This window comes from Lentzea kentuckyensis, from assembly GCF_002150765.1.
In the GTDB taxonomy this organism is placed as follows: Bacteria; Actinomycetota; Actinomycetes; order Mycobacteriales; family Pseudonocardiaceae; genus Lentzea; species Lentzea kentuckyensis.
Window position 1 is genome coordinate 88,572 of the sequence record NZ_MUYM01000016.1, and the last position, 18,993, is coordinate 107,564.

General features: G+C 68.5%; 18 protein-coding genes. 11 read left to right on the forward strand and 7 right to left on the reverse strand.

Features of this window, described 5'->3' with window-relative positions:
• The first annotated feature begins 6 nt into the window (after positions 1–6).
• Genes B0F77_RS10100 through B0F77_RS10125 form a run of 6 tightly spaced genes read left to right on the forward strand, consistent with a single transcriptional unit; the run spans position 7 to position 5,629 of the window.
• Positions 7–1,044: a sugar ABC transporter substrate-binding protein gene (locus tag B0F77_RS10100; RefSeq protein ID WP_086662546.1), complete on the forward strand. Its 1,038-nt coding sequence runs from the start codon at positions 7–9 to the stop codon at positions 1,042–1,044.
• On the forward strand, positions 1,044–2,519 hold the full coding sequence (locus B0F77_RS10105) for a sugar ABC transporter ATP-binding protein (protein ID WP_086662547.1): 1,476 nt from the start codon (positions 1,044–1,046) through the stop codon (positions 2,517–2,519). The genes B0F77_RS10100 and B0F77_RS10105 overlap by 1 nt, the downstream gene beginning before the upstream one ends.
• Complete coding sequence (locus B0F77_RS10110; protein ID WP_086662548.1) at positions 2,516–3,532, forward strand: ABC transporter permease; 1,017 nt, start codon at positions 2,516–2,518, stop codon at positions 3,530–3,532. Before B0F77_RS10105 ends, B0F77_RS10110 begins: the two co-directional genes overlap by 4 nt.
• A 5-nt stretch (positions 3,533–3,537) precedes the next feature.
• Positions 3,538–3,849, forward strand: coding sequence for an L-rhamnose mutarotase (locus B0F77_RS10115; RefSeq protein ID WP_086662716.1), 312 nt, complete (start codon positions 3,538–3,540; stop codon positions 3,847–3,849).
• Positions 3,846–4,802: an aldo/keto reductase gene (locus tag B0F77_RS10120; protein WP_086662717.1), complete on the forward strand. Its 957-nt coding sequence runs from the start codon at positions 3,846–3,848 to the stop codon at positions 4,800–4,802. Before B0F77_RS10115 ends, B0F77_RS10120 begins: the two co-directional genes overlap by 4 nt.
• Positions 4,799–5,629, forward strand: a complete 831-nt coding sequence (locus B0F77_RS10125; RefSeq protein ID WP_086662549.1) for an amidohydrolase family protein — start codon at positions 4,799–4,801, stop codon at positions 5,627–5,629. The genes B0F77_RS10120 and B0F77_RS10125 overlap by 4 nt, the downstream gene beginning before the upstream one ends.
• Here the strand turns inward: B0F77_RS10125 and dapA are convergent.
• Positions 5,626–6,486: a 4-hydroxy-tetrahydrodipicolinate synthase gene (gene dapA / locus B0F77_RS10130; protein ID WP_086662550.1), complete on the reverse strand. Its 861-nt coding sequence runs from the start codon at positions 6,484–6,486 to the stop codon at positions 5,626–5,628. The genes B0F77_RS10125 and dapA overlap by 4 nt on opposite strands.
• A 71-nt stretch (positions 6,487–6,557) precedes the next feature.
• On the opposite strand from dapA, the gene B0F77_RS10135 reads away from it, so the two are divergent.
• The gene (locus B0F77_RS10135; protein WP_086662551.1) at positions 6,558–7,436 is read left to right on the forward strand and encodes a LysR family transcriptional regulator; all 879 of its coding nucleotides are present in this window, start codon (positions 6,558–6,560) and stop codon (positions 7,434–7,436) included.
• A 150-nt stretch (positions 7,437–7,586) separates the two neighbouring features.
• Here B0F77_RS10135 and B0F77_RS10140 read toward each other — a convergent pair whose 3' ends face one another.
• Positions 7,587–8,261 carry a FadR/GntR family transcriptional regulator gene (locus tag B0F77_RS10140; RefSeq protein ID WP_086662552.1) on the reverse strand — a complete coding sequence of 225 codons (675 nt, stop codon included), beginning with the start codon at positions 8,259–8,261 and terminating at the stop codon, positions 7,587–7,589.
• A gap of 190 nt (positions 8,262–8,451) precedes the next feature.
• On the opposite strand from B0F77_RS10140, the gene nagA reads away from it, so the two are divergent.
• A complete protein-coding gene (gene nagA, locus B0F77_RS10145) occupies positions 8,452–9,651 on the forward strand; it encodes an N-acetylglucosamine-6-phosphate deacetylase (RefSeq protein ID WP_086662553.1) in 1,200 nt (399 codons plus the stop codon).
• 237 nt (positions 9,652–9,888) lie between these two features.
• Positions 9,889–10,929, forward strand: coding sequence for a serine hydrolase domain-containing protein (locus B0F77_RS10150; RefSeq protein ID WP_086662554.1), 1,041 nt, complete (start codon positions 9,889–9,891; stop codon positions 10,927–10,929).
• 49 nt (positions 10,930–10,978) lie between these two features.
• Here B0F77_RS10150 and B0F77_RS10155 read toward each other — a convergent pair whose 3' ends face one another.
• From B0F77_RS10155 to B0F77_RS10175, 5 genes are read right to left on the reverse strand one after another with little or no spacing between them, the layout of a single operon-like run.
• The gene (locus tag B0F77_RS10155; RefSeq protein WP_086662555.1) at positions 10,979–12,022 is read right to left on the reverse strand and encodes an SIS domain-containing protein; all 1,044 of its coding nucleotides are present in this window, start codon (positions 12,020–12,022) and stop codon (positions 10,979–10,981) included.
• Positions 12,019–13,437 carry a glycoside hydrolase family 3 protein gene (locus tag B0F77_RS10160; RefSeq protein ID WP_086662556.1) on the reverse strand — a complete coding sequence of 473 codons (1,419 nt, stop codon included), beginning with the start codon at positions 13,435–13,437 and terminating at the stop codon, positions 12,019–12,021. Before B0F77_RS10160 ends, B0F77_RS10155 begins: the two co-directional genes overlap by 4 nt.
• A 3-nt stretch (positions 13,438–13,440) precedes the next feature.
• On the reverse strand, positions 13,441–14,259 hold the full coding sequence (locus B0F77_RS10165; protein WP_086662557.1) for a carbohydrate ABC transporter permease: 819 nt from the start codon (positions 14,257–14,259) through the stop codon (positions 13,441–13,443).
• A complete protein-coding gene (locus B0F77_RS10170) occupies positions 14,259–15,257 on the reverse strand; it encodes a carbohydrate ABC transporter permease (RefSeq protein ID WP_086662558.1) in 999 nt (332 codons plus the stop codon). The genes B0F77_RS10165 and B0F77_RS10170 overlap by 1 nt, the downstream gene beginning before the upstream one ends.
• Positions 15,258–15,267: 10 nt before the next feature.
• On the reverse strand, positions 15,268–16,542 hold the full coding sequence (locus B0F77_RS10175) for an extracellular solute-binding protein (RefSeq protein WP_086662559.1): 1,275 nt from the start codon (positions 16,540–16,542) through the stop codon (positions 15,268–15,270).
• A gap of 223 nt (positions 16,543–16,765) precedes the next feature.
• Between B0F77_RS10175 and B0F77_RS10180 the strand changes: the two genes are divergently transcribed.
• Positions 16,766–17,521, forward strand: a complete 756-nt coding sequence (locus tag B0F77_RS10180; protein ID WP_030470948.1) for a GntR family transcriptional regulator — start codon at positions 16,766–16,768, stop codon at positions 17,519–17,521.
• A 10-nt stretch (positions 17,522–17,531) separates the two neighbouring features.
• Positions 17,532–18,992, forward strand: a complete 1,461-nt coding sequence (locus B0F77_RS10185) for an MFS transporter (protein WP_086662560.1) — start codon at positions 17,532–17,534, stop codon at positions 18,990–18,992.
• The last annotated feature ends 1 nt before the right edge of the window (position 18,993 follow it).

Below are 18,993 nucleotides of genomic sequence, written 5' to 3' on the forward strand. Positions count from 1 at the left end.
GACACGATGAAGCGTCGCAACCTCACCGCCGCGGTGTGCCTCGCGCTCGCCGGTGCACTCACGTTGACCGCCTGTGGTGGCGGTGGAGCGAGTGGTACCGGTGCCAGCGGTGTCGGGCCGATCGGCGCCGACCACCCGCGTGCCGACACCGACTTCTGGAACTCCTACATCAAGTACTTCCCGGAAAAGGCCAAGGACCTCGGCGTCAACCTGCTGAACCCCACCAACTCGCAGAACAAAGTGGAGAACCTGGTCGCCAACGCCCAGTCGCTGCAGTCGCAGGGCGCCAAGGCGATCATCATGGCGCCGCAGGACACCGGTGCGATCGCGTCGACCCTGGACCGGCTGGACAAGGCCAAGATCCCCGTCGTCACCGTCGACACCCGCCCGGACAAGGGCAAGACCTACATGGTCGTGCGCGCGGACAACAAGGCGTACGGCGAGAAGGCGTGCAAGTTCCTCGGTGACAAGCTCAAGGGCAAGGGCAAGGTCGTCGAGTTCCAGGGCTCGCTGTCGTCGGTCAACGGTCGTGATCGCTCCGAGGCGTTCGCCGCCTGCATGAAGAAGGACTACCCCGGCATCACGGTGTTCGAGGAGCCCACCGACTGGGAGGGCCCGAAGGCCTCCGCGGCCCTGCAGACGCGGCTCAACCAGCACCCGGACATCAACGGCATCTACATGCAGGCAGGCGGTGCGTTCCTCACGCCGACGCTGCAGTTGTTGAAGCAGAAGAACCTGATCGTCCCGCCGAGCGACCCGAAGCACATCTTCATCGTCTCCAACGACGGCATCCCGGCGGAGCTGAAGGCGATCCGCGACGGTGAGATCGACGCGACCGTCTCGCAGCCGGCCGACCTCTACGCGCAGTGGGCGCTCTTCTACGCGAAGGCCGCGGTCGAGGGCAAGACGTTCTCGCCGGGCAAGACCGACCACGACTCCAACATCGTCGACGTCGGCGACGGCCGGCTGGAGGACCAGCTGCCCGCGCCGCTGATCACCAAGGAGAACGTGGACGACAAGGCGTTCTGGGGCAACCAGATCTGATGAGTGACCTGGCTGCTGTCGCGCGTGGCGTGACGAAGAGGTTCGGGCGGACGCTCGCGTTGGACGACGTGGGCATCGAGATCCGGGCCGGTGAGTCGCACGCGCTCGTGGGCCGCAACGGCGCGGGCAAGTCGACGCTGGTCTCCGTCCTCACCGGCATGCAGGTGCCGGACGCGGGCGAGGTCAGCTTCTTCGGCGAGCCCGCGCCGTCCGTCGCCGACCGCGCGGCGTGGCGGCGTCACGTCGCGTGCGTGTACCAGAAGTCGACGGTCGTGCCCGAGCTTTCGGTCGCCGAGAACCTGTTCATCAACCGGCAGGACCTCGGCGGCGGCCTGATCAGCTGGAAGAAGCTTCGCGCAGAGGCCTCCTCGTTGCTGGAGGCCTACGAGGTCGCGGTGCGGCCGGACGAGCTGGTGTCCGCGCTGACCGTCGAGCAGCGGCAGCTCGTCGAGATCGCGCGGGCGTTGTCGGTCGGCTCGCGGTTCGTGATTCTCGACGAACCGACCGCGCAGCTCGACGGCCCGGCGATCGAGCGGCTGTTCGACCGGATGAGGTCGTTGCAGGACAAGGGAGTGACGTTCCTGTTCATCTCCCACCACCTGCAGGAGGTCTACGAGGTCTGCCAGACGGTGACGGTCTACCGCGACGCGCGGCACATCGTCACCGCTCCGGTCGCGGAGATGTCCAAGCCCGACCTGATCGAGGCGATGACCGGTGAGGCCGGTGGGCTCAACGTGCCCAGCGGTGACGACCGGCCGTCGTCCGAGGATCTTGTGCTGTCGGTGTCGTCGTTGAGCGGCGAGCACTTCTCGGACATCTCGTTGTCGGCGACCCGAGGCGAGGTCATCGGGCTCGCGGGCAGTGCGTCGTCCGGCAAGCACGAGTTCGCCGAGACGGTCTACGGGCTGCGCAAGCCGTCCGTCGGCACGATCTCGGTGAACGGCTCCGCGGTGCGCGGCGGCGATGTTCCGGCGGCTCTGAAGGCCGGAATCGGCTGTGTGCCGCGGGATCGCCACCACCAGGGGCTGGTGCTGGACCTGTCGATCGCGGAGAACGCGACGATGAGCACGGCCGGCCGCTTCGTGTGGCCGTCGGCGCAACGTGCGGCGGGGTCCACCGCCATCGCTTCGTACGACGTCAAGGCCGCCGGGCCGGACCAGCCGGTGTCCGACCTGTCCGGCGGCAACCAGCAGAAGGTCGTGATGGCGCGGGCACTCGCCGGCGACCCGTCGGTGCTGGTGCTGATCAACCCGACCGCGGGTGTCGACGTGAAGTCCAAGGAGTCGCTGCTCGGGGTCGTCGACGCGCAGGCGCGCCGGGGCAAGGCCGCGATCGTCGTCTCCGACGAGCTCGACGACCTGCGGGTCTGCGACCGTGTTCTGGTGCTGTTCCACGGTTCGGTCGTGCGCGAGTTCTCTCGTGGCTGGCGCGACCAGGAACTCATTGCGGCTATTGAAGGAATGAGCTCGGAATGACCAAAGCCATGACTCCGCCGGTCTCGGCTCCTACGCCGCCTGGGAAGCAGAAGTTCCAGTTCGCGCGCTATCAGGACCTCGCGCTGGTCCCGGTGATCATCATTCTGCTGGTCATCGGGGCCGTGTTGTCGCCGATCTTCCTGACGCCCGGCAACCTGATCGCGGTGCTGACCCAGCAGAGCGAGCTCTCGTTGCTGGTGCTGGGCCAGGCGATGATCCTGATCGTCGGCAAGATGGACCTGTCGCTCGAGTCGACGGTCGGTCTCGCCCCCGCGCTGGCGGTCGCGTTGATCATCCCCGCGGCGTCCGGCGGCCTCGGCGTCGGTCTCGCGGCGTGGCTGGCGCTGCCGTTGTGCCTGCTGATCGGCGTGCTGATCGGTGGCCTGAACGGGTTCCTGATCCTCAAGGTCGGGCTGTCCGGGTTCATGGTGACCCTGGGCATGCTGACCATGCTGCGCGGCCTGCAGCTGGCGATCACCGAGGGCAAGTCGCTGATCGACGTGCCGGAGTCGTTCCTGTACCTGGGTTCCACGACCTGGCTCGGGCTGCCGGCCGCGGTGTGGATCTGCATTCTCTGTTACGCGGCAGGCATCTTCGTGCTGAAGTACCTGCGCGCCGGCCGTTCGCTGTACGCGATCGGCGGCAACTCGGAGGCCGCGCGGGCCGCCGGTATCCGGGTGGACCGCGTGGTGTGGATCGTGCTGATCATCGGCTCGGTGCTGGCCGTGGTCGCGGGCATCCTGATGACCGGACGGCTCGGTTCGGTCGCCGCGACGCAGGGCGAGGGCATGATCTTCCAGGTCTTCGCGGCCGCGGTGATCGGTGGCATCTCGTTGCAGGGCGGCAAGGGCACGCTGTTCGGCGCGTTGTCCGGCGTGCTGATGCTCGGCCTGGTCGAGCAGATCCTGCGGCTGCAGGGCGTGTCCGGCTTCTACATCAAGGCCTCGTACGGCGCGGTGATCATCCTCGCGCTGATCGTGACCAGGTTCGCGACCGGCCAGAAGCAGGAGTGACCTCGTTGGAGACCGTTGCGCTGCACACCCGGCTTCGTGAAGGGCGGGAGGCTGACTATGACCGCGTTCACGCCACCATTCCCGTAGAGCTGGACTCCGCCCTGCGCGAGGCCGGGGTGCACTCGTGGCGGATCTGGCGCTCCGGCCGCGACCTGTTCCACCTGGTCGAGGTGGACGACTACCGGGCGATGCGTGCTCATCTGGCCACCCACCCGGCGAACATTCCGTGGCAGGCTCGGATGGCAGAACTGCTGGAGGTCGAGGACGACTACTCCGGTGCCGAACCCGATGTGCGACTCGTGTGGGAGCTGCCGTGAAGGTTGCTGTTTCTCGTCTGGGCTTTGGTGCCGCGCCGATCGGCAACCTGTACCGGGAGATCTCCGACGAGGAGGCTTTCGGTGCGGTCGAGGCGGCGTGGCAGACGGGCGTCCGGTACTTCGACACCGCGCCGCACTACGGGCTCGGGTTGTCGGAACGGCGGCTGGGCGTCGCGCTGGCAGGGCGGCCGCGCGACGAGTACGTGATCTCCACGAAGGTCGGGAGGTTGCTGGAGCCGTTCGACGGGGAAGGCCTCGACGACGAGGGCTTCGCGGTGCCGCGGCGTTTCCGGCGGGTTCGGGACTACTCGGCGGACGGTGTGCGGCGGTCCATCGAGTCCTCTTTGGAGCGTCTGGACACCGACCGGGTGGAGATCGTCTACATCCACGATCCCGACGACTACTGGGACGTGGCCTTCGCGGAGGCCTATCCGGCGTTGGAGGAGCTGCGGTCGCAGGGTGTCGTCGGCGCCATCGGCGTGGGCATGAACCAGTGGGAGATGCCGGAGCGGTTCGTCCGCGAGACCGACATCGACGTGGTGATGCTGGCCGGGCGGTACACGTTGCTGGAGCAGCCGGCGCTGCCGTCGTTCCTGCCGGCGTGTGTCGAACGCGGTGTCTCGGTGGTGGCGTGCGGTGTCTTCAACTCCGGGCTGCTGTCCAAGCCGGTCGTCGCCGCCGATGCCAAGTACAACTACGAGAACGCGCCGGCTGCGCTGGTCGCTCGCGCCCGTTCGATCGCCGAGGTGTGCGAACGGCACGGCGTGACGTTGCCGGAGGTGGCGATCCAGTTCGCTCTCGGGCATCCGGCCGTGGTGTCGGTGGTGATCGGGTCGCGGACCGCCGAGCAGATGACGTCGAACGCTGCCTACTTCTCGGCAGCGATTCCCGCTGAGCTGTGGGCCGAGCTGAAGTCGTCGGGGCTGCTGGACGCGGAGGTTCCGACGCCGTGATCGTCGATGCGCATCACCACCTGTGGGACCTGTCGGTGCGGGACCAGGACTGGATCACCGATCCGCCGATGGGCGCGATCCGGCGGTCGTTCCTGGAACCGGACTTCGTGGCTTCCGCACCCGAGGTCTCGGCCTCCGTGCTGGTGCAGACGGTGTGCGTGGCGGAGGAGACGCCGGAGTTCTTGGCTGTGGCGGCGTCTTCCGACGTCGTGGGCGCGGTGGTGGGCTGGACCGATCTGACGTCCGCGGGTGTGGGCGATGCGCTGGATGCGTTGGTCGGCGGCCCGGACGGTTCCTGGCTGCGCGGGATCCGGCACCAGGTGCAGAGTGAGCCGGACCCGGAGTGGTTGTGCCGCAAGGACGTCTGGCACGGGCTCGCGGCCGTCGGTTCGCACGGGCTGGTCTACGACCTGCTGACGTTGCCGCACCAGCTGCCGGCCGCGCGCCGGACCGTTGCCGCGTTGCCTCAGGTTTCCTTCGTGGTGGACCACTGCTCGAAGCCCGCGATCGGGTCGGGGGTCGGGGAGTGGGCCGAGCTGATCCGGTCGCTGGCGGCGCACGAGAACGTGACGTGCAAGCTGTCCGGCCTGGTCACCGAGGCTGACTGGAAGTCGTGGGACGTGGCTTCACTACGGCCGTACTTCGAGGTGGTGCTCGACGCGTTCGGTACCGATCGCCTGATGTTCGGCTCGGACTGGCCGGTGTGTCTGCTGGCGGCCACTTATGACGAGTGGCTGGGGGCGGCTCGGGAGCTGGTCTCCGAGCTGTCGCCCGACGAGCAGGCCGCGATCTTCTCGGGCACTGCTCGCCGGGTCTACGCGCTTTAGGCGAAGAGGGCCTGCAGTTCGGCGATGAGGGTGGGAGTGGCACCGGCGAGCGGTTCGCGGACCGGGCCCGCCGGGAGTCCGAGCAGGTTGAGCGCGGCCTTGACCGCGACGGCACCGGGCTCGCGGGTCATGATCGCGGTGATCACCGGCAGCAGGGCCTGGTGGCGGCGCAGGGCTTCCTTGTTGTCACCCTCGTCGTAGGCGTCGAGCATCGCCTTGATCTCGTTGCCGACGACGTGCCCGACGGTGCTGACCGTGCCGACGCCGCCGATCGAGTACAGCGGCAGGATCAGCTCGTCGTTGCCGGAGTAGAAGTCGAGCCCGGTCTCGGCGATGACCCTTGCCGTCGCGAGCAGGTCGACCTTGCAGTCCTTCACGCCGACGATTCGCGGGTGCTCGGCGAGCTTCATCAGCGTCTCGGTCTCGATCGCCGTGCCGGTGCGGCCGGGGATGTCGTAGAGCAGCGCCGGGAGGCCACTTGCGTTGGCGACCTGCCGGAAGTGGTTCTCGACGCCTTCCTGCGTGGGCTTGCTGTAGTACGGCGTGACGACGAGCAGGCCGTCCGCGCCGTTCTGCTCGGCCTGGTGCGCGAGCTCGATGGTGTGGCGGGTGGAGTTGGTGCCCACGCCCGCGAGGATCTTGACGTCCTGGCCGACCGCGTCCTTCACGGCCCTGATGACCTGCGCCTTCTCGGCGTCGCTCGTGGTCGGCGCCTCGCCGGTCGTGCCGTTGACGACCAGCCCGTCCGCCCCGCCCTTGCCGACGAGGTGCGCCGCCAGCTCCTGCGCACCCTTGAGGTCCAGGTCACCGTCGGGGGTGAACGGGGTGACCATCGCTACCAGCACTCGTCCGAACATGACTCCAGCGTGACTCGAACGTTTGGAAAGTTCCAGTTAGAAGTTCTGCTCGGAACGTTAAGCTGAGCTTTGTGTTGGACGTACGACGGCTGCGGCTGCTCCACGCTCTCTCGGTCCACGGCACGGTCACCGCTGCCGCGGAGGCCTTGCACGTGACGTCTCCGGCCGTGTCCCAGCAGCTGGCTGCTCTGGAGCGCGAGGCCGGCGTCCCCCTGGTCGAACGGGACGGGCGGCGGTTGTCGTTGACCCGCGCCGGGCACGTCCTGGCTGCTCACACCCAGCTGGTGCTGGACCAGTTGGCCGCGGCCGAGGCTGATCTGGCTTCGCTGCGGACTTCTGTGTCCGGCGTGGTGCGTGTTGGAGCGTTCGTGTCCGTTGCGGCCTTGCTGCCGCGCGTGATTCAGGTGCTGCGCTCGGCGCACGGGTCCGATGTGGAGCTTTTCGTGCACGAGATGGAGCCCGAGGCTTCGCTGCCGGCGTTGCGGCGCGGGGACATCGACATCGCGGTCATCCACTCGTACAACATCATGCCGCGCTCGTTGCCCACCTCGTGCGAGTCTTTTGAGCTGTTCGTGGAGCCGGTGAACGTTGCTTTGCCGCTTTCGGATCCGTTGGTGCAGCAGGATTCGGTGGATCTGTCGGTGCTGGCTGACCGGCCGTGGATCATGCCGCGCACCGACGCGTCGTGCCACGAGCTGACGCAACGGGCGTGTGGCGCGGCTGGGTTCGTGCCGCGGGCGCAGGCCTATTGCGACGACTTCGGGGTGATGTGCGGGCTCGTCGAGGCCGGCCTCGGGGTGGCGTTGGTGCCGTCGGTGGCTCGGCGGCCCGGGGTGGCGTTGCGGCCGTTGAAGCAGCAGGTGTTCCGGACCGTTTCGGCTGTGGTGCGGAATCGGGCGGACGGGCAGCCTGCGGTGCGCGCGGTGCTGGAGCAGCTACGCCAGGTCTGAGCTCGGCTAACGGCGTCTGCAAGTACCACCAACTCTTGATCGAACCGCCCGTAACTACCTCCAACCTGTTCGGTAGTCGTCGAACAGGTTGGAGGTAGTTACGGGCCTGTTGATGTTGAGTTGGTGGTACTTGCAGACGCCAGCAGCCAATTAGGCCAGGTCGGAAAGCCACTGCTCGACGCCGGCCACGTGCACCGTCGACCAGCTGCGGGCGAGTTCCGGCTGGTGGGCGGCGAGCGCGTCCACGATGGCGCGGTGCTCGGCGACGGTGCGGTCGACGGCGTTGGACTGGGTGATGCCGCGCCAGATGCGGACCCGGACGGTGGGGCCGGCCAGCGTGTCGAGGAGTTGGGCCAGGTAGGCGTTGCCGGAGCACTGGGCGATGGCGCGGTGGAAGTCGAGGTCGTGCTCGACCAGTTCCTCCACGGACTTGGCGGACTCGGCGGCGTCGCACAACGCCCGGAGCTTGATGATCTCTTCCGCGTCCACGCGCTGGGCGGCCATCGCGGCGGCGGCGGGTTCGAGGATGCGGCGGACCTGCAGGACTTCGAGGACCGAGTCTTCGCCTCGGTGCAGGTCGAGCACGAACGACAGCGCGCCGAGCAGGTCGTCGGCGCGGAGGCTGGAGACGTAGGTGCCGTCGCCCTGGCGGACGTCGAGCACTCGAACGAGTGACAGCGCCTTCACGGCCTCGCGCAGGGAGTTGCGCGACAGACCGAGACGTTCGGCCAGGTCAGCCTCACGCGGGAGGCGGTCGCCGGGCTTGAGCTCGCCCGAAACGATCATCTCCTTGACCCGCAGGATCGCGTCGTCAGTGACTGCCACAGCACCCTCAACTCGTCGTAGACCTCGGATGTCTGGGCCCCAGTATGCGCCACGGATGGTCATCTTCGACGGGTACCGGTCGATACGGCCGTGATTCACGGATTGTTATGTGGGATGGTTATCTCTTAACGAGACGTGACGTGAACCCGCTGTTGACGCCATAATGGTCTGGACCATTCAAGGAGGGATCTTGGACGCCGTTGTCGCAGCACCGCGCGCTTTGCTCGGTCGCACGATCGTCGGTCCTGCCTCGGTGCGGATCAGGGACGGCCGCATCGTCGAGGTGACCACCGGTGAAGCACCACCCGGCGCGGAGGTCCTCTCCGATGGACTGCTCACACCCGGACTCGTCGACGTACAGGTGAACGGCGCCGTCGGCGTCGACTTCGCCGAGGTCGACGCCGCCGGGATGCGGTCCGTGGCCGAGGCTCTGCCCTCGACCGGTGTGACCCGGTTCTTGCCCACGCTCATCACCGCGCCCGTTGACGTGGTGATACGCCAGGCCCGGGCCGTGCTGGCCGCTTCGGCCGCGTTGCCGGACGGCGTGGGCGCCCGGCCGCTCGGGGTGCACCTCGAAGGGCCGTTCCTGTCGCCGAAACGCGCCGGCGTGCACGACCCGTCGTACATGGTCGAGCCCGGACCGGACCAGATCTCGGCTCTGCTCAACGACGACACGCTCCGCCGCGCCCTGCGGATGGTGACGCTGGCGCCTGAGCAGCCTGGTGGTCTCGAGGCCGTGAGGCGGCTCGTCGAGGCCGGGGTTCTGGTGGCCGTGGGTCATTCCGACGCCACCGGTGAGCAGACGCGCGCCGCCGCCGACGCCGGCGCGCGCATGGTCACGCACCTGTTCAACGCCCAGCGCCCGCTCGGCCACCGCGAACCCGGCGTGCCCGGCGTGGCGCTGGTGGACGACCGCTTCACGCTGGGGCTCATCGCCGACCTCGCGCACGTGGGGCCGGACGTGTGCCGGTTGGTGTTCAACGCGGCCGGGGCGCGGGTCGCCCTGGTCACCGATGCCGTTGCGGCAGCCGGGATGCCGCCCGGTCGCTACCACCTCGGCGGCGCCGACGTGCTGCTGACCGAGGACGGCGTGCCGCGCTCGCCCGAGGGGACGATCGCCGGGTCCGCCCTCACGCTCGACCGCGCGGTGCGGAACATCGTGTCCGTGGGCGTGCCGATGGCGGACGCGCTCGCGTCGGCCACGATCGTGCCCGCCGAGGTCATCGGGGAGTCCGGTCTCGGCCGCCTCGCGCCCGGTGCTGTCGCGGACCTGGTGTGGTGGGACGACGAGCTGCGCCCGAAGAAGGTGTGGGTCGACGGCGAGGTCGTGTTCGACGCTGCGGTGCCCGTCCAGCCCGTCTCCGCCGGGTACGCCACAGCGGGTCAGTGAGTCTGACGACAGCAGGGCCCCTGCTCGGTCGAGCAGGGGCCCTCTTCGTTGCTTCGAATCGATTTCATTGCAACGACGCTCGTGGAGATCATTGCATTGAAAACAGAACTGTTGCAACGATATTAGGTGTCTGAACTGTACTAACGATGACCTGAAGCAACTCTCTCGTTGTCTGAGTTCGTGAACGCAACGTAGCGTTTTCTGCATCGGAAACAACGAGCACTGGGGCTGATCACGATGCAGAAGACCATCCAGGAGATCGTCGAGACGGGCTTCACCGGCCTGCAGCTGCGGGTCCACGACGAGCGCGGCGAGTGGGTCGGCTCGGCTGGACTGAGCGAGCTCGGGAAGAGCGGGCCGCCGCCGCTCGACGGGCGGGTCCGGATCGGCAGCAACACCAAGACGTTCGTCGCGACGGTGGTGCTGCAGCTGGTGGCCGAGGGCAGGATCGAGCTGGACGGTTCGGTGGACGACCACCTGCCCGAGTTCGGGATCGACCGGCGGATCACCGTCCGCATGCTGTTGCAGCACACCAGCGGGATCTTCAACTTCACCGGCGAGGTCTTCGAGGACGGCACGGTCGTGCCCGGAATCGCCTGGCAGGGCGAGGAATGGGTGAACAACCGGTTCAAGACCCACCTGCCGGAGGAGCTGGTGCGGCTGGCTCTCGCCAAGCCCGCGCGGTTCGAGCCGGGCGCGGACTGGAGCTACTCCAACACCAATTACGTGATCGCCAGGCTGCTGATCGAGAAGGTCACCGGCCGTTCGCTCGCCGACGAGATGCAGAGGCTGATCTTCGAGCCGCTCGGGCTGACGGACACCGTGGTGCCGACCACCGAGACGGAGGTCGGTGACCCGCACGCCCACGCCTACTACCGGTACGAGACCGGCGGCGAGGAGAAGACGATCGACGTCACGAGCCACAACCCGTCGTGGATCTCCAGCGGTGGCGACATGATCTCGACGACCGCCGACCTCCACACCTTCATCACCGCGCTCGTGAGCGGCAAGCTCGTGGCGGCCCCGCTGCTGGCCGAGATGTTCGAGCCGCACACCAAGGTGCCGTACGGCTTGGGCGTGTTCGTGCAGGAAACGGGCAGCGGCAAGGTCATCACCCACAACGGCGGCATCATGGGCCACGCGGCATTGATGTACTGCACGATCGACGGCGGCAAGACCCTCACCGCCGCGCTGAACTACGTGGACGACGCCGGCCTGTCCTTGGCCGTGCCGTTCCAGCAGGCGACGGCGAGGCTCGTCGGGGAGATCTTCGGCTGAGAAGGCGAAAGGCCCGCCCGAAGCAGATCCGGGCGGGCCTTTCCGTCGTTCACAGCGTGCGGGTGACCTTGTTCAAGCCGCGCGGGCTGTCCGGGTCGCCACCGCGGGCGAGTGCCAGGCCGTAGGCGAGGCGCTGCACGGGGAGGATCTCCAGGACTGGAGCCACTTCCTCAGCGGTTTCCGGGATGGCGATCGCCAGGGTCGCGCCCACCTTCTCGGAGGCCGAACCGACTGCCACCACGTCAGCGCCGCGCTGGTGCACCACGTCGAGGGCGTCGCGGATCGAGTCGCCGCCCTTGCCCAGCGAGGTGATCGCGAGAACCGCCGTCTCGCCGTCCACGGCCGCGACCGGGCCGTGCAGCAGGTCGGCGCCGCTGTACGCGCGGGCCGCCAGGTACGAGGTCTCCGCGAGCTTGAGCGAAGCCTCCAGCGCCGTCGCGTAGGAGTAGCCGCGGCCGGTGGTGAGGACGCGGTCCACGAACCGGTAGCGGCGCACGGCCTCGTCGACGGTCGGGGCCGACGCGTCCAGCGTCACCTGGGCCAGCTCGCCCAGCGAGGCCGCGGCCTCACCGTCGCCGCCGCGCACGGCGTCGATCAGCAGGTACAACGCCAGCAGGGTGGCCGAGTAGGTCTTGGTCGCCGCCACGGCGTGCTCGACGCCCGCGGAGACGTCCACCGACAGCTCGGCGGCCGCGTTCAGAGGCGAATTGGGCGTGTTGGTGACCGCCACGGTCAGAGCCCCGCGCCTGCGGTAGGAGGCGGTGACCTCCAGCAGGTCGGGGGAGCCGCCGGACTGCGACACCGTGACCAGGAGCACGTCGCGCAGGTCGGGCTCGGCGCCGTACAGCGTCGTCGTGGAAGCCGAGACCAGGCCCGCCGGGAGCTGGAGCAGGATTTCGGTCAGGTACTTCGCGTAGATGGCGGCGTGGTCGCTGGAACCGCGGGCCGCGAACAGGACGAAGCGCGGGGCTCGTTCGCGGATGACGGCGGCTACCTCGGCGATGGCCGAGCGCGCGGCGTACAGGGAAGAGAAGATCGACGGTTGCTCGGCGATCTCCGCTGCCATGTGCCGGCCCGGCTGGGGCGTGGTCATGTCGTGCCTTTCAGGATCAGCTCGGCCGCGGCTCGGAGGCTCACCCGAGAACCGCCGTGGGTGTCGATGCGGGCGACGCTGCCCAGGTCCGGACCCGGCACACCGGTTTCGACGTGCACGACGTCCAGGCCCAGATTAGTTAAGTTTGTTACCAGTTGTCGAGCGGTGGTGTGGCGGTGGGCATCTCGGGTCACCACCACAATCGTCCGGTCACCTGCGGTTTTCGCAACTTCGCCAGCCGTGATGTCGCGGGCCGCGATCACCTCGGTGCCCGGAAGCATCTCGCGCAGGTAGGGGCCCAGCCCCCACGGGACGTCGCCGACCGCGATCGACGGGTCCACGACCAGGTCTACGACGACCGGGTCGGCACCGACACCAACGCGGCCACGCACCTCCACCGCGCGTCGAGCTGCGGTGAGGCCGATCTCGGCGTCGTGGGCGTCCACGGTGGACGGAGGGAGGCCCAGGGCCAGGGAGCGCGTCGCTGCCTGGGTCAGGCGTTCCTCGGACAGGTCGCCGGACTTCACGGCGGCCACGATCGAGTCGATCAGCCACTGCAGGTCGTTGTCGTCCAGGGCCATGCCGCCGAGGCACATCGCGTCTACACCTGCGGCCAGGGCGCGCACGGCGCCCTGGGCCAGGTCGCCGCCGACCGCCTTCATGTCCAGGCCGTCGGTGATCACCGCGCCGGTGAAGCCCAGTTCGGTGCGCAGCAGGTCGATCGCGTGCTTGTTCAGCGTCACCGGCGCGTTGCCCCACTCGGGGACGACGAGGTGTCCGGTCATGATCGAGCGGACGCCCGCGTGCACGGCCGCCTGGAACGGCACGAGTTCCACCGCGCGCAGCTGTTCCTCGGTGCGCGGGAGGATCGGCAGCTGCTCGTGAGAGTCCTCAGTGGACGCTCCGTGGCCGGGGAAGTGCTTGGCACAAGCGGCAACGCCGACGGCCTGGAGGCCCTCGACCCATGCGGCCACGTGCCGGGCGGCGTGCACCGGGTCCGAACCGAACGCGCGGACGCCGATGATCGGGTCGTCGAGCGTCAGCACCAGATCCGCGGACGGGGCCAGGTTCAGCGAGATGCCACAACGAGCCAGGCGCGCGCCGATCGACACGGCGACCGAGCGGGTCAGGTCGAGGTCGTCCGCCGCGCCCAGGGCGTGGTTGCCCGGCACCTCGGAGCCGCGGCCCGCGTCGAGCCGCGTGACGTCGCCGCCCTCCTCGTCGATGCCGATCACCACGTCCGGGCGCACCGAACGCAGTTCACCGCAGAGAGAGGTCACCTGGGCGTCGTCGACGACGTTGCGCCCGAAGAGCACAACGCCGCCAAGACCGTCAGCGACCCGCCGCAGCAACCAGTCGGGGGCGGTCGTTCCGTGGAATCCGGGAAGCAGAACGGCAGCGGCCAACTGATCCACGCGTCATCCCTTCACTGCACCGGCGGTGACGCCGGCGACCATCTTGCGCTGGACGATGAGGAAGAACACCAGTGCCGGCACGGTGAACAGGACTGACGCGGCCATCGCGCCACCCCAGTCGGTGCCGAACGCGGTCTGGAAACCGGACAGCCACACCGGCAGGGTTTCCCTGTCCTGGCTGCGGATCAGCACCTTGGCGAACAGGAACTCGTTCCACGCCGTGATGAACGCGAACACCGACGTCGCGACGAGGCCCGGTCCGAGCAACGGCAGCGTCACCTTCTGGAAGGCGCCCCAACGGCCGCAGCCGTCGACCATCGCGGCCTCTTCGAGCTCGACCGGGATGCCGTTGACGAACCCGCGCAACGTCCACGCGCAGAACGGCAGCGTCACGGCGAAGTACACCAGCACCAACGAGGAAAGGTGTTCGTAGAGCTGGAGATCCCGCATCATCAGGAACATCGGGATCAGCAACGCCTCGAACGGTGCCATCTGCGCCACCAGCATCAGCAGCACGAACGACTTGCGGCCGCGGAACGCGAAGCGCGACATGGCGACCGCCGCGGTGATGCCGACGATGATCGCGGCGAGCACCGCGCTCAGCGTCACGAGCAGGCTGTTGCCGAGCGAGGACAGGAAGCCGGGCTTCGTCCACGCCGTCACGAAGTTGGAGAACGTCACCGACAACGGCACGAGGTCGTAGTCCGAGGTGATCGTCGAGCCCTTGGGCTTCAACGCGGACGTGATCATCCAGTACGTCGGGAAGAGGAAGAACAGCGCGAGCACTAGGCCCGCGACGTTCGCCGCAGACTTCTTGAGCATCAGATCTTGCCCTCCTCGGTCTGCAGCAGGCGGCGCAGGTACTGGAACGTGATCAGGCCGAGGATGACCATCATCAGCACGCTGATCGCGGCCGCGACGCCGAAGTGGCTCTTCGCGATGCCTTCCAGGTACTGCAGCACGGCGAGCGTCGTGCTCTCACCGCTCGGGCCGCCCTCCTTGAAGACCCAGATCTGGGCGAAGACCTTGAAGTCCCACAGGGTCGACAGGAACGTCACCATCATCAGCAACGACTTGATCTCCGGCCACGTCACCGCGCGGAACGTCTGCCAACCCGTCGCGCCGTCGATGCCCGCGGCCTCGTAGAGGTCACGAGGCACGCCGAGGACTCCGGCGTAGAGGGAGAACGCGAGGAACGGGATCGCCTGCCACACGATGAGCAGACCGACGACGGTCAGCGTCGACGTGCCGGAACCGAACCAGGAGTGCCCGGCGAACTGGTCGAAACCGAGCTGCACCAGAGTCTTGTTCAAGATCCCGTAGTTCTGGTCGAACATCCAGATGTACACGGTCGCGGACGCGAGGATGGGCATCGCCCACGCGCACAGCATCGTGACCTGGAGCGCGACCCGGACCCACCCGGAGAGCTTGCGCATCAGCAGCGCGATCAGCAGACCCGCGCCCACCGACACGCCGACGACGGCGACGGTGAACACCACGGTCCGCAGCGAGACGGTCCAGAAGCGCTCGTCCTGCAGCACCGTCACGTAGTTGTCGATGCCGGTCCACACGATCTCGCCGCGGACCAGCTCGCCGAGGTTGAGCTGGCGGAAGCTCGTCACGAAGACCGAGACGACCGGGAACCCGATCAGCCAGAGGATCGCGATGAGCGCCGGAGCGATCAGCAGGTAGGGCAGCGCCCGGTCGAAGGCGCCGGCCCGGCGGCGACGCTGGCGCGCCCCGCCCGTCACGGCAGGCGGCAGCGCCGGCGGGATGTCCCCGGCCGGCGCTGCCGTTTCGGTCGTCTTGACGGCCGTCATCTCAGCTGGGCTAGCCCATGGCCTTGGTGACGGCGTCGCTCGCGTCCTTCGTCGCCTGGTCCAGCGTCTTCGCGCCGGTCAGGTACGCGGTCAGCGCGTCCTTGAGCGGGTTCTGGCCCGCCTCGACGGCCGCCCACTTCGGCGTCACCGGGGTGACCTTGCCGTTCTGGGACGAGGTCGCCATGGCCTTGCCGAGCGGCGTGGTGGCGAGCTTCGCGGTGTCCTTCGAGGTGCCGGGCACCGAGCCGCCCTCGGCGAGCTGCTCCTGGTACTTCTTGGACGACAGCAGCGCCAGGTACTTCTTGGCCGCGGCGGAGTTCTTGCTGGCCGCCGGGATGGCGAGGTTCGAGCCGCCGAGGAACACCGGCGCGGTCGAGCCGGCCTTCTTGGACGGGATCGGGAACGCCGCGGTCTTGTCCTTCAGGTCCGGCTTGGCCTTGACGGCACCGGCGAGCTCCCACGGCAGACCGATCATCATGCCGACGTTGCCCGTGCCGAAGACCTCCATCTGCTGCGGCTTGGCCTCGTCGGTGTCAGCCGGCGCCTTCTTGGCGGCCGAGGCGTCGTACAGCGCCTTGTAGGCCTCGAAACCGGCCTTGGACTGCGCCGAGTCGAGCTTGCTCGTCCACTTGCCGCCGTCCTGCGTGGCGACGTCGCCGCCCTCGTCCCAGAGCAGCGAGAGCAGGAAGTACCAGGACTGGCCGGGCAGGTAGAGGGCCTGGAAGTCCGGGTTGGACGCGTTCGCGGCCTTGAGCTTGTTGATCGCGTCGATCCACTCGGCCCGCGACGTCGGCGGCTGCGCGATGCCGGCGGCCTGGAACAGGTCGGTGCGGTAGATGACCGTGCGGTTCGCGGCGTAGAACGGCACGCCGTACTGCTTGCCGTTCAGCGTGAGCGAGTCCTTCAGGCCGCCCAGCCACTCGCCACCGTTGAACTGGCCGGCGTCCGCGGTCAGGTCGGCGAGGGTGCCCTGGTCGGCGAAGCTCGCCGTCTGGGTGTTGCCGAGCTCGATGACGTCGGGCGGGGTGCTGCTGGCCAGCGCGGTGGTCAGCTTCTCCTGGATGCCGCCCCACTTCTGGACCTCGTACTTGACCTTGATGCCGTTCGCGCTCTCGAACTCCTTGTTCAGAGCGTCGGTCAGGGTCGTCGGCGCGGAGCCGTCCATGAGCCACACGGTGATCTCTTTGGTCTCCGTGCCGCTACCGCTGTTCGTGCTCGTGCCACATCCCGACACGGCCACTGCCAGTGCGGCGGCACCAGCAGCGAGTCCTCTCCAGCCCTTCACAGTCGCGCCCTTTCAGCAAGCCCGGCCCCTCGGCCGGAACGCCCAAGTGGTGTAGACCAATGTGCAACAGCGTGTGCTGCGTCACCGGTCCTGTCAAGCGCGTTGCCAAAGCGTTGCGGAGTCCTCGGACCTTTTTTGTGTCGAATGGCGGGGGTTAAGACGCACGAATCGACACGGACAAGGCATCCTTGTGTGGCGTGACATGGAGTGCGAGGAGGAGGCCATGCTGGAGACGACGCCTGCATCAGGCGTGGACGCCAGGACGCGTGCACAACGCGAACCCAAGTACTGGGGTCTCAAGCGGCACCTGCTCGACCTGTTGAGGGCGCTGCCGCCCGGTTCGCCGATCCCCACGGAACGGTCGCTGGCCGCGGAGTTCGACGTCTCCAGGACGACCGTCCGGCAAGCGCTTGCCGAGTTGACGGTCGAAGGCCGGCTGCTCCGGGTGCAGGGCAAGGGCACCTTCGCGGCCGAACCGAAGGTCGCCCAGAGGTTGCAACTGTCTTCGTACACAGAGGACATGCGTGCTCAGGGCCGCGTGCCGTCGTCCAAGCTCATCGAGGCTTCGGAGATGCCCGCGGAGGCCGAGCTGGCCCGGTTGCTGGGCGTGCGTCCCGGTGCGAAGGTGCTGCGCCTGCACCGCCTGCGCCTCGCGGACAACGAGCCGATGGCGATCGAGACGACTCACCTGGCGCTCGGACGGTTCCGCGGGCTCAGGCGCTACCTCGCGCCCGGCGCCTCGCTGTACCAGGTGCTGTCCGAGCGGTTCGGTGTCGAGATGGGACACGCCGAGGAGACGATCGAGACCGCGCTCGCCTCGCCGGAAGAGGCGGAGCTGCTCGGTGCGGACATCGGCCTGCCGATGCTGCTGCTGTCGCGGCACTCGTTCGACACCGAGGGCAATCCGATCGAGTGGGTGCGTTCGGTCTACCGCGGCGACCGCTACAAGTTCGTCGCCACGCTGAACCGACCGTCTTGATCAGCCGCGCATGATCACCTGGGGCACGCCACGCGCCCGCGCGGTGCTGGCGACGACGATCCTCGGCTCGGGCATGGCGATGCTCGACGGCACGATCGTCAACGTGGCGCTGCCCCGGATCGGCGCGGAGTTCAGCGCGTCGGTCACCGATCTGCAGTGGATCCTGAACGGCTACATGCTCGCCCTGGCCTCGCTGATCCTGGTCGCCGGATCATTGGGTGACCGGTTCGGCCGGCGGCGGGTCTACGTGATCGGCGTGGTGTGGTTCGGCGTCTCGTCGCTGCTGTGCGGCGTCGCGTGGGACGTGCCGGTGCTGGTCGCCGCGCGCGTGCTGCAGGGCGTGGGCGCGGCGCTGCTGACGCCGGGTGCGCTCGCGATCCTGCAGTCGTCGTTCAACCGGGAGGACCGGTCGCGCGCGATCGGCGCCTGGTCCGGGCTGTCCGGCGTGGCCACCGCGATCGGGCCGTTCGTCGGCGGGTTGCTGGTGCAGGCGTGGTCGTGGCGGCTCGCGTTCCTGGTGAACCTGCCGGTGGCCGCGCTGTGCGTGTGGCTCGCGCTGCGGTCGGTGCCGGAGTCGCGCGACGAACAAGCCGGGCACCCCAACTACGTTTCGGCGCTGGTCGGCGCGGTCGGGCTCGCCCTGCTGACCGGCGGCCTGGTCGAGCAGTCCTACCTGGTGGCCGGACTCGGGCTGATCGCGATGATCGCGTTCGGCGTGGTCCAGGTGCGGTCGGCGGATCCGCTGGTGCCGCCGGAGCTGTTCCGCGACCGGACGTTCCTGGTCGCGAACCTGCTGACGTTCCTGGTCTACGCGGCGCTCGGCGGCGTGATGGTGCTGCTGGTCCTGCAGCTGCAGGTGTCGCTCGGCTACTCGCCGACGGCGTCCGGCCTCGCCAGCGTGCCGCTCACGATCATCATGCTGCTGCTGTCGTCGACCTCGGGGAAGATCGCGCAACGCTACGGCCCGCGCTGGCAGCTCGTCATCGGCCCGATCGTGATCGGCCTGGGCATGCTGCTGTTGCGGGGGGCCGAACCCGGCTCGACGTACCTGACCGGCGTGCTGCCCGGCGTGGTCGTGTTCGGCCTCGGCCTGGCCGCCGTGGTCGCACCGGTCACCGCGACCGTGCTCGCCGCCGCACCCGATCACCACGCGGGCGTCGCGTCGGGCGTGAACAACGCCGTGGCGCGCACCGGCAGCCTGCTCGCCATGGCCGTGCTGCCCGCGGCGGTCGGCCTGATCGGTGAGGACTACACGAACCCCGCGGTCATGACCTCCGGCTGGCAGATGGCCCTCGTGCTGTGCGCGGTCGCGGCGATCGCGGGTGGCGTGCTCGCGATCGGCGTGGACAACCGGGTGCTGGCCACGGACCACGAGCAGCCGGACAACCCGCACCCCGGCGACTGCCTGCACTGCGGCGTCGAGGGCCCGCCGACGCACATCCGGTCAGGCGGACAGCACGCGAGCCAGTGAC

Coding starts and splice junctions, on each gene's coding strand:
- B0F77_RS10100 (WP_086662546.1), top strand. CDS start 7: ATGAAGCGTCGCAACCTCACCGCCGCGGTGTGCCTCGCGCTCGCCGGT.
- B0F77_RS10105 (WP_086662547.1), top strand. CDS start 1,044: ATGAGTGACCTGGCTGCTGTCGCGCGTGGCGTGACGAAGAGGTTCGGG.
- B0F77_RS10110 (WP_086662548.1), top strand. CDS start 2,516: ATGACCAAAGCCATGACTCCGCCGGTCTCGGCTCCTACGCCGCCTGGG.
- dapA (WP_086662550.1), bottom strand. CDS start 6,486: ATGTTCGGACGAGTGCTGGTAGCGATGGTCACCCCGTTCACCCCCGAC.
- B0F77_RS10150 (WP_086662554.1), top strand. CDS start 9,889: ATGCAGAAGACCATCCAGGAGATCGTCGAGACGGGCTTCACCGGCCTG.
- B0F77_RS10155 (WP_086662555.1), bottom strand. CDS start 12,022: ATGACCACGCCCCAGCCGGGCCGGCACATGGCAGCGGAGATCGCCGAG.
- B0F77_RS10165 (WP_086662557.1), bottom strand. CDS start 14,259: ATGCTCAAGAAGTCTGCGGCGAACGTCGCGGGCCTAGTGCTCGCGCTG.
- B0F77_RS10170 (WP_086662558.1), bottom strand. CDS start 15,257: ATGACGGCCGTCAAGACGACCGAAACGGCAGCGCCGGCCGGGGACATC.
- B0F77_RS10180 (WP_030470948.1), top strand. CDS start 16,766: ATGCTGGAGACGACGCCTGCATCAGGCGTGGACGCCAGGACGCGTGCA.
- B0F77_RS10185 (WP_086662560.1), top strand. CDS start 17,532: ATGATCACCTGGGGCACGCCACGCGCCCGCGCGGTGCTGGCGACGACG.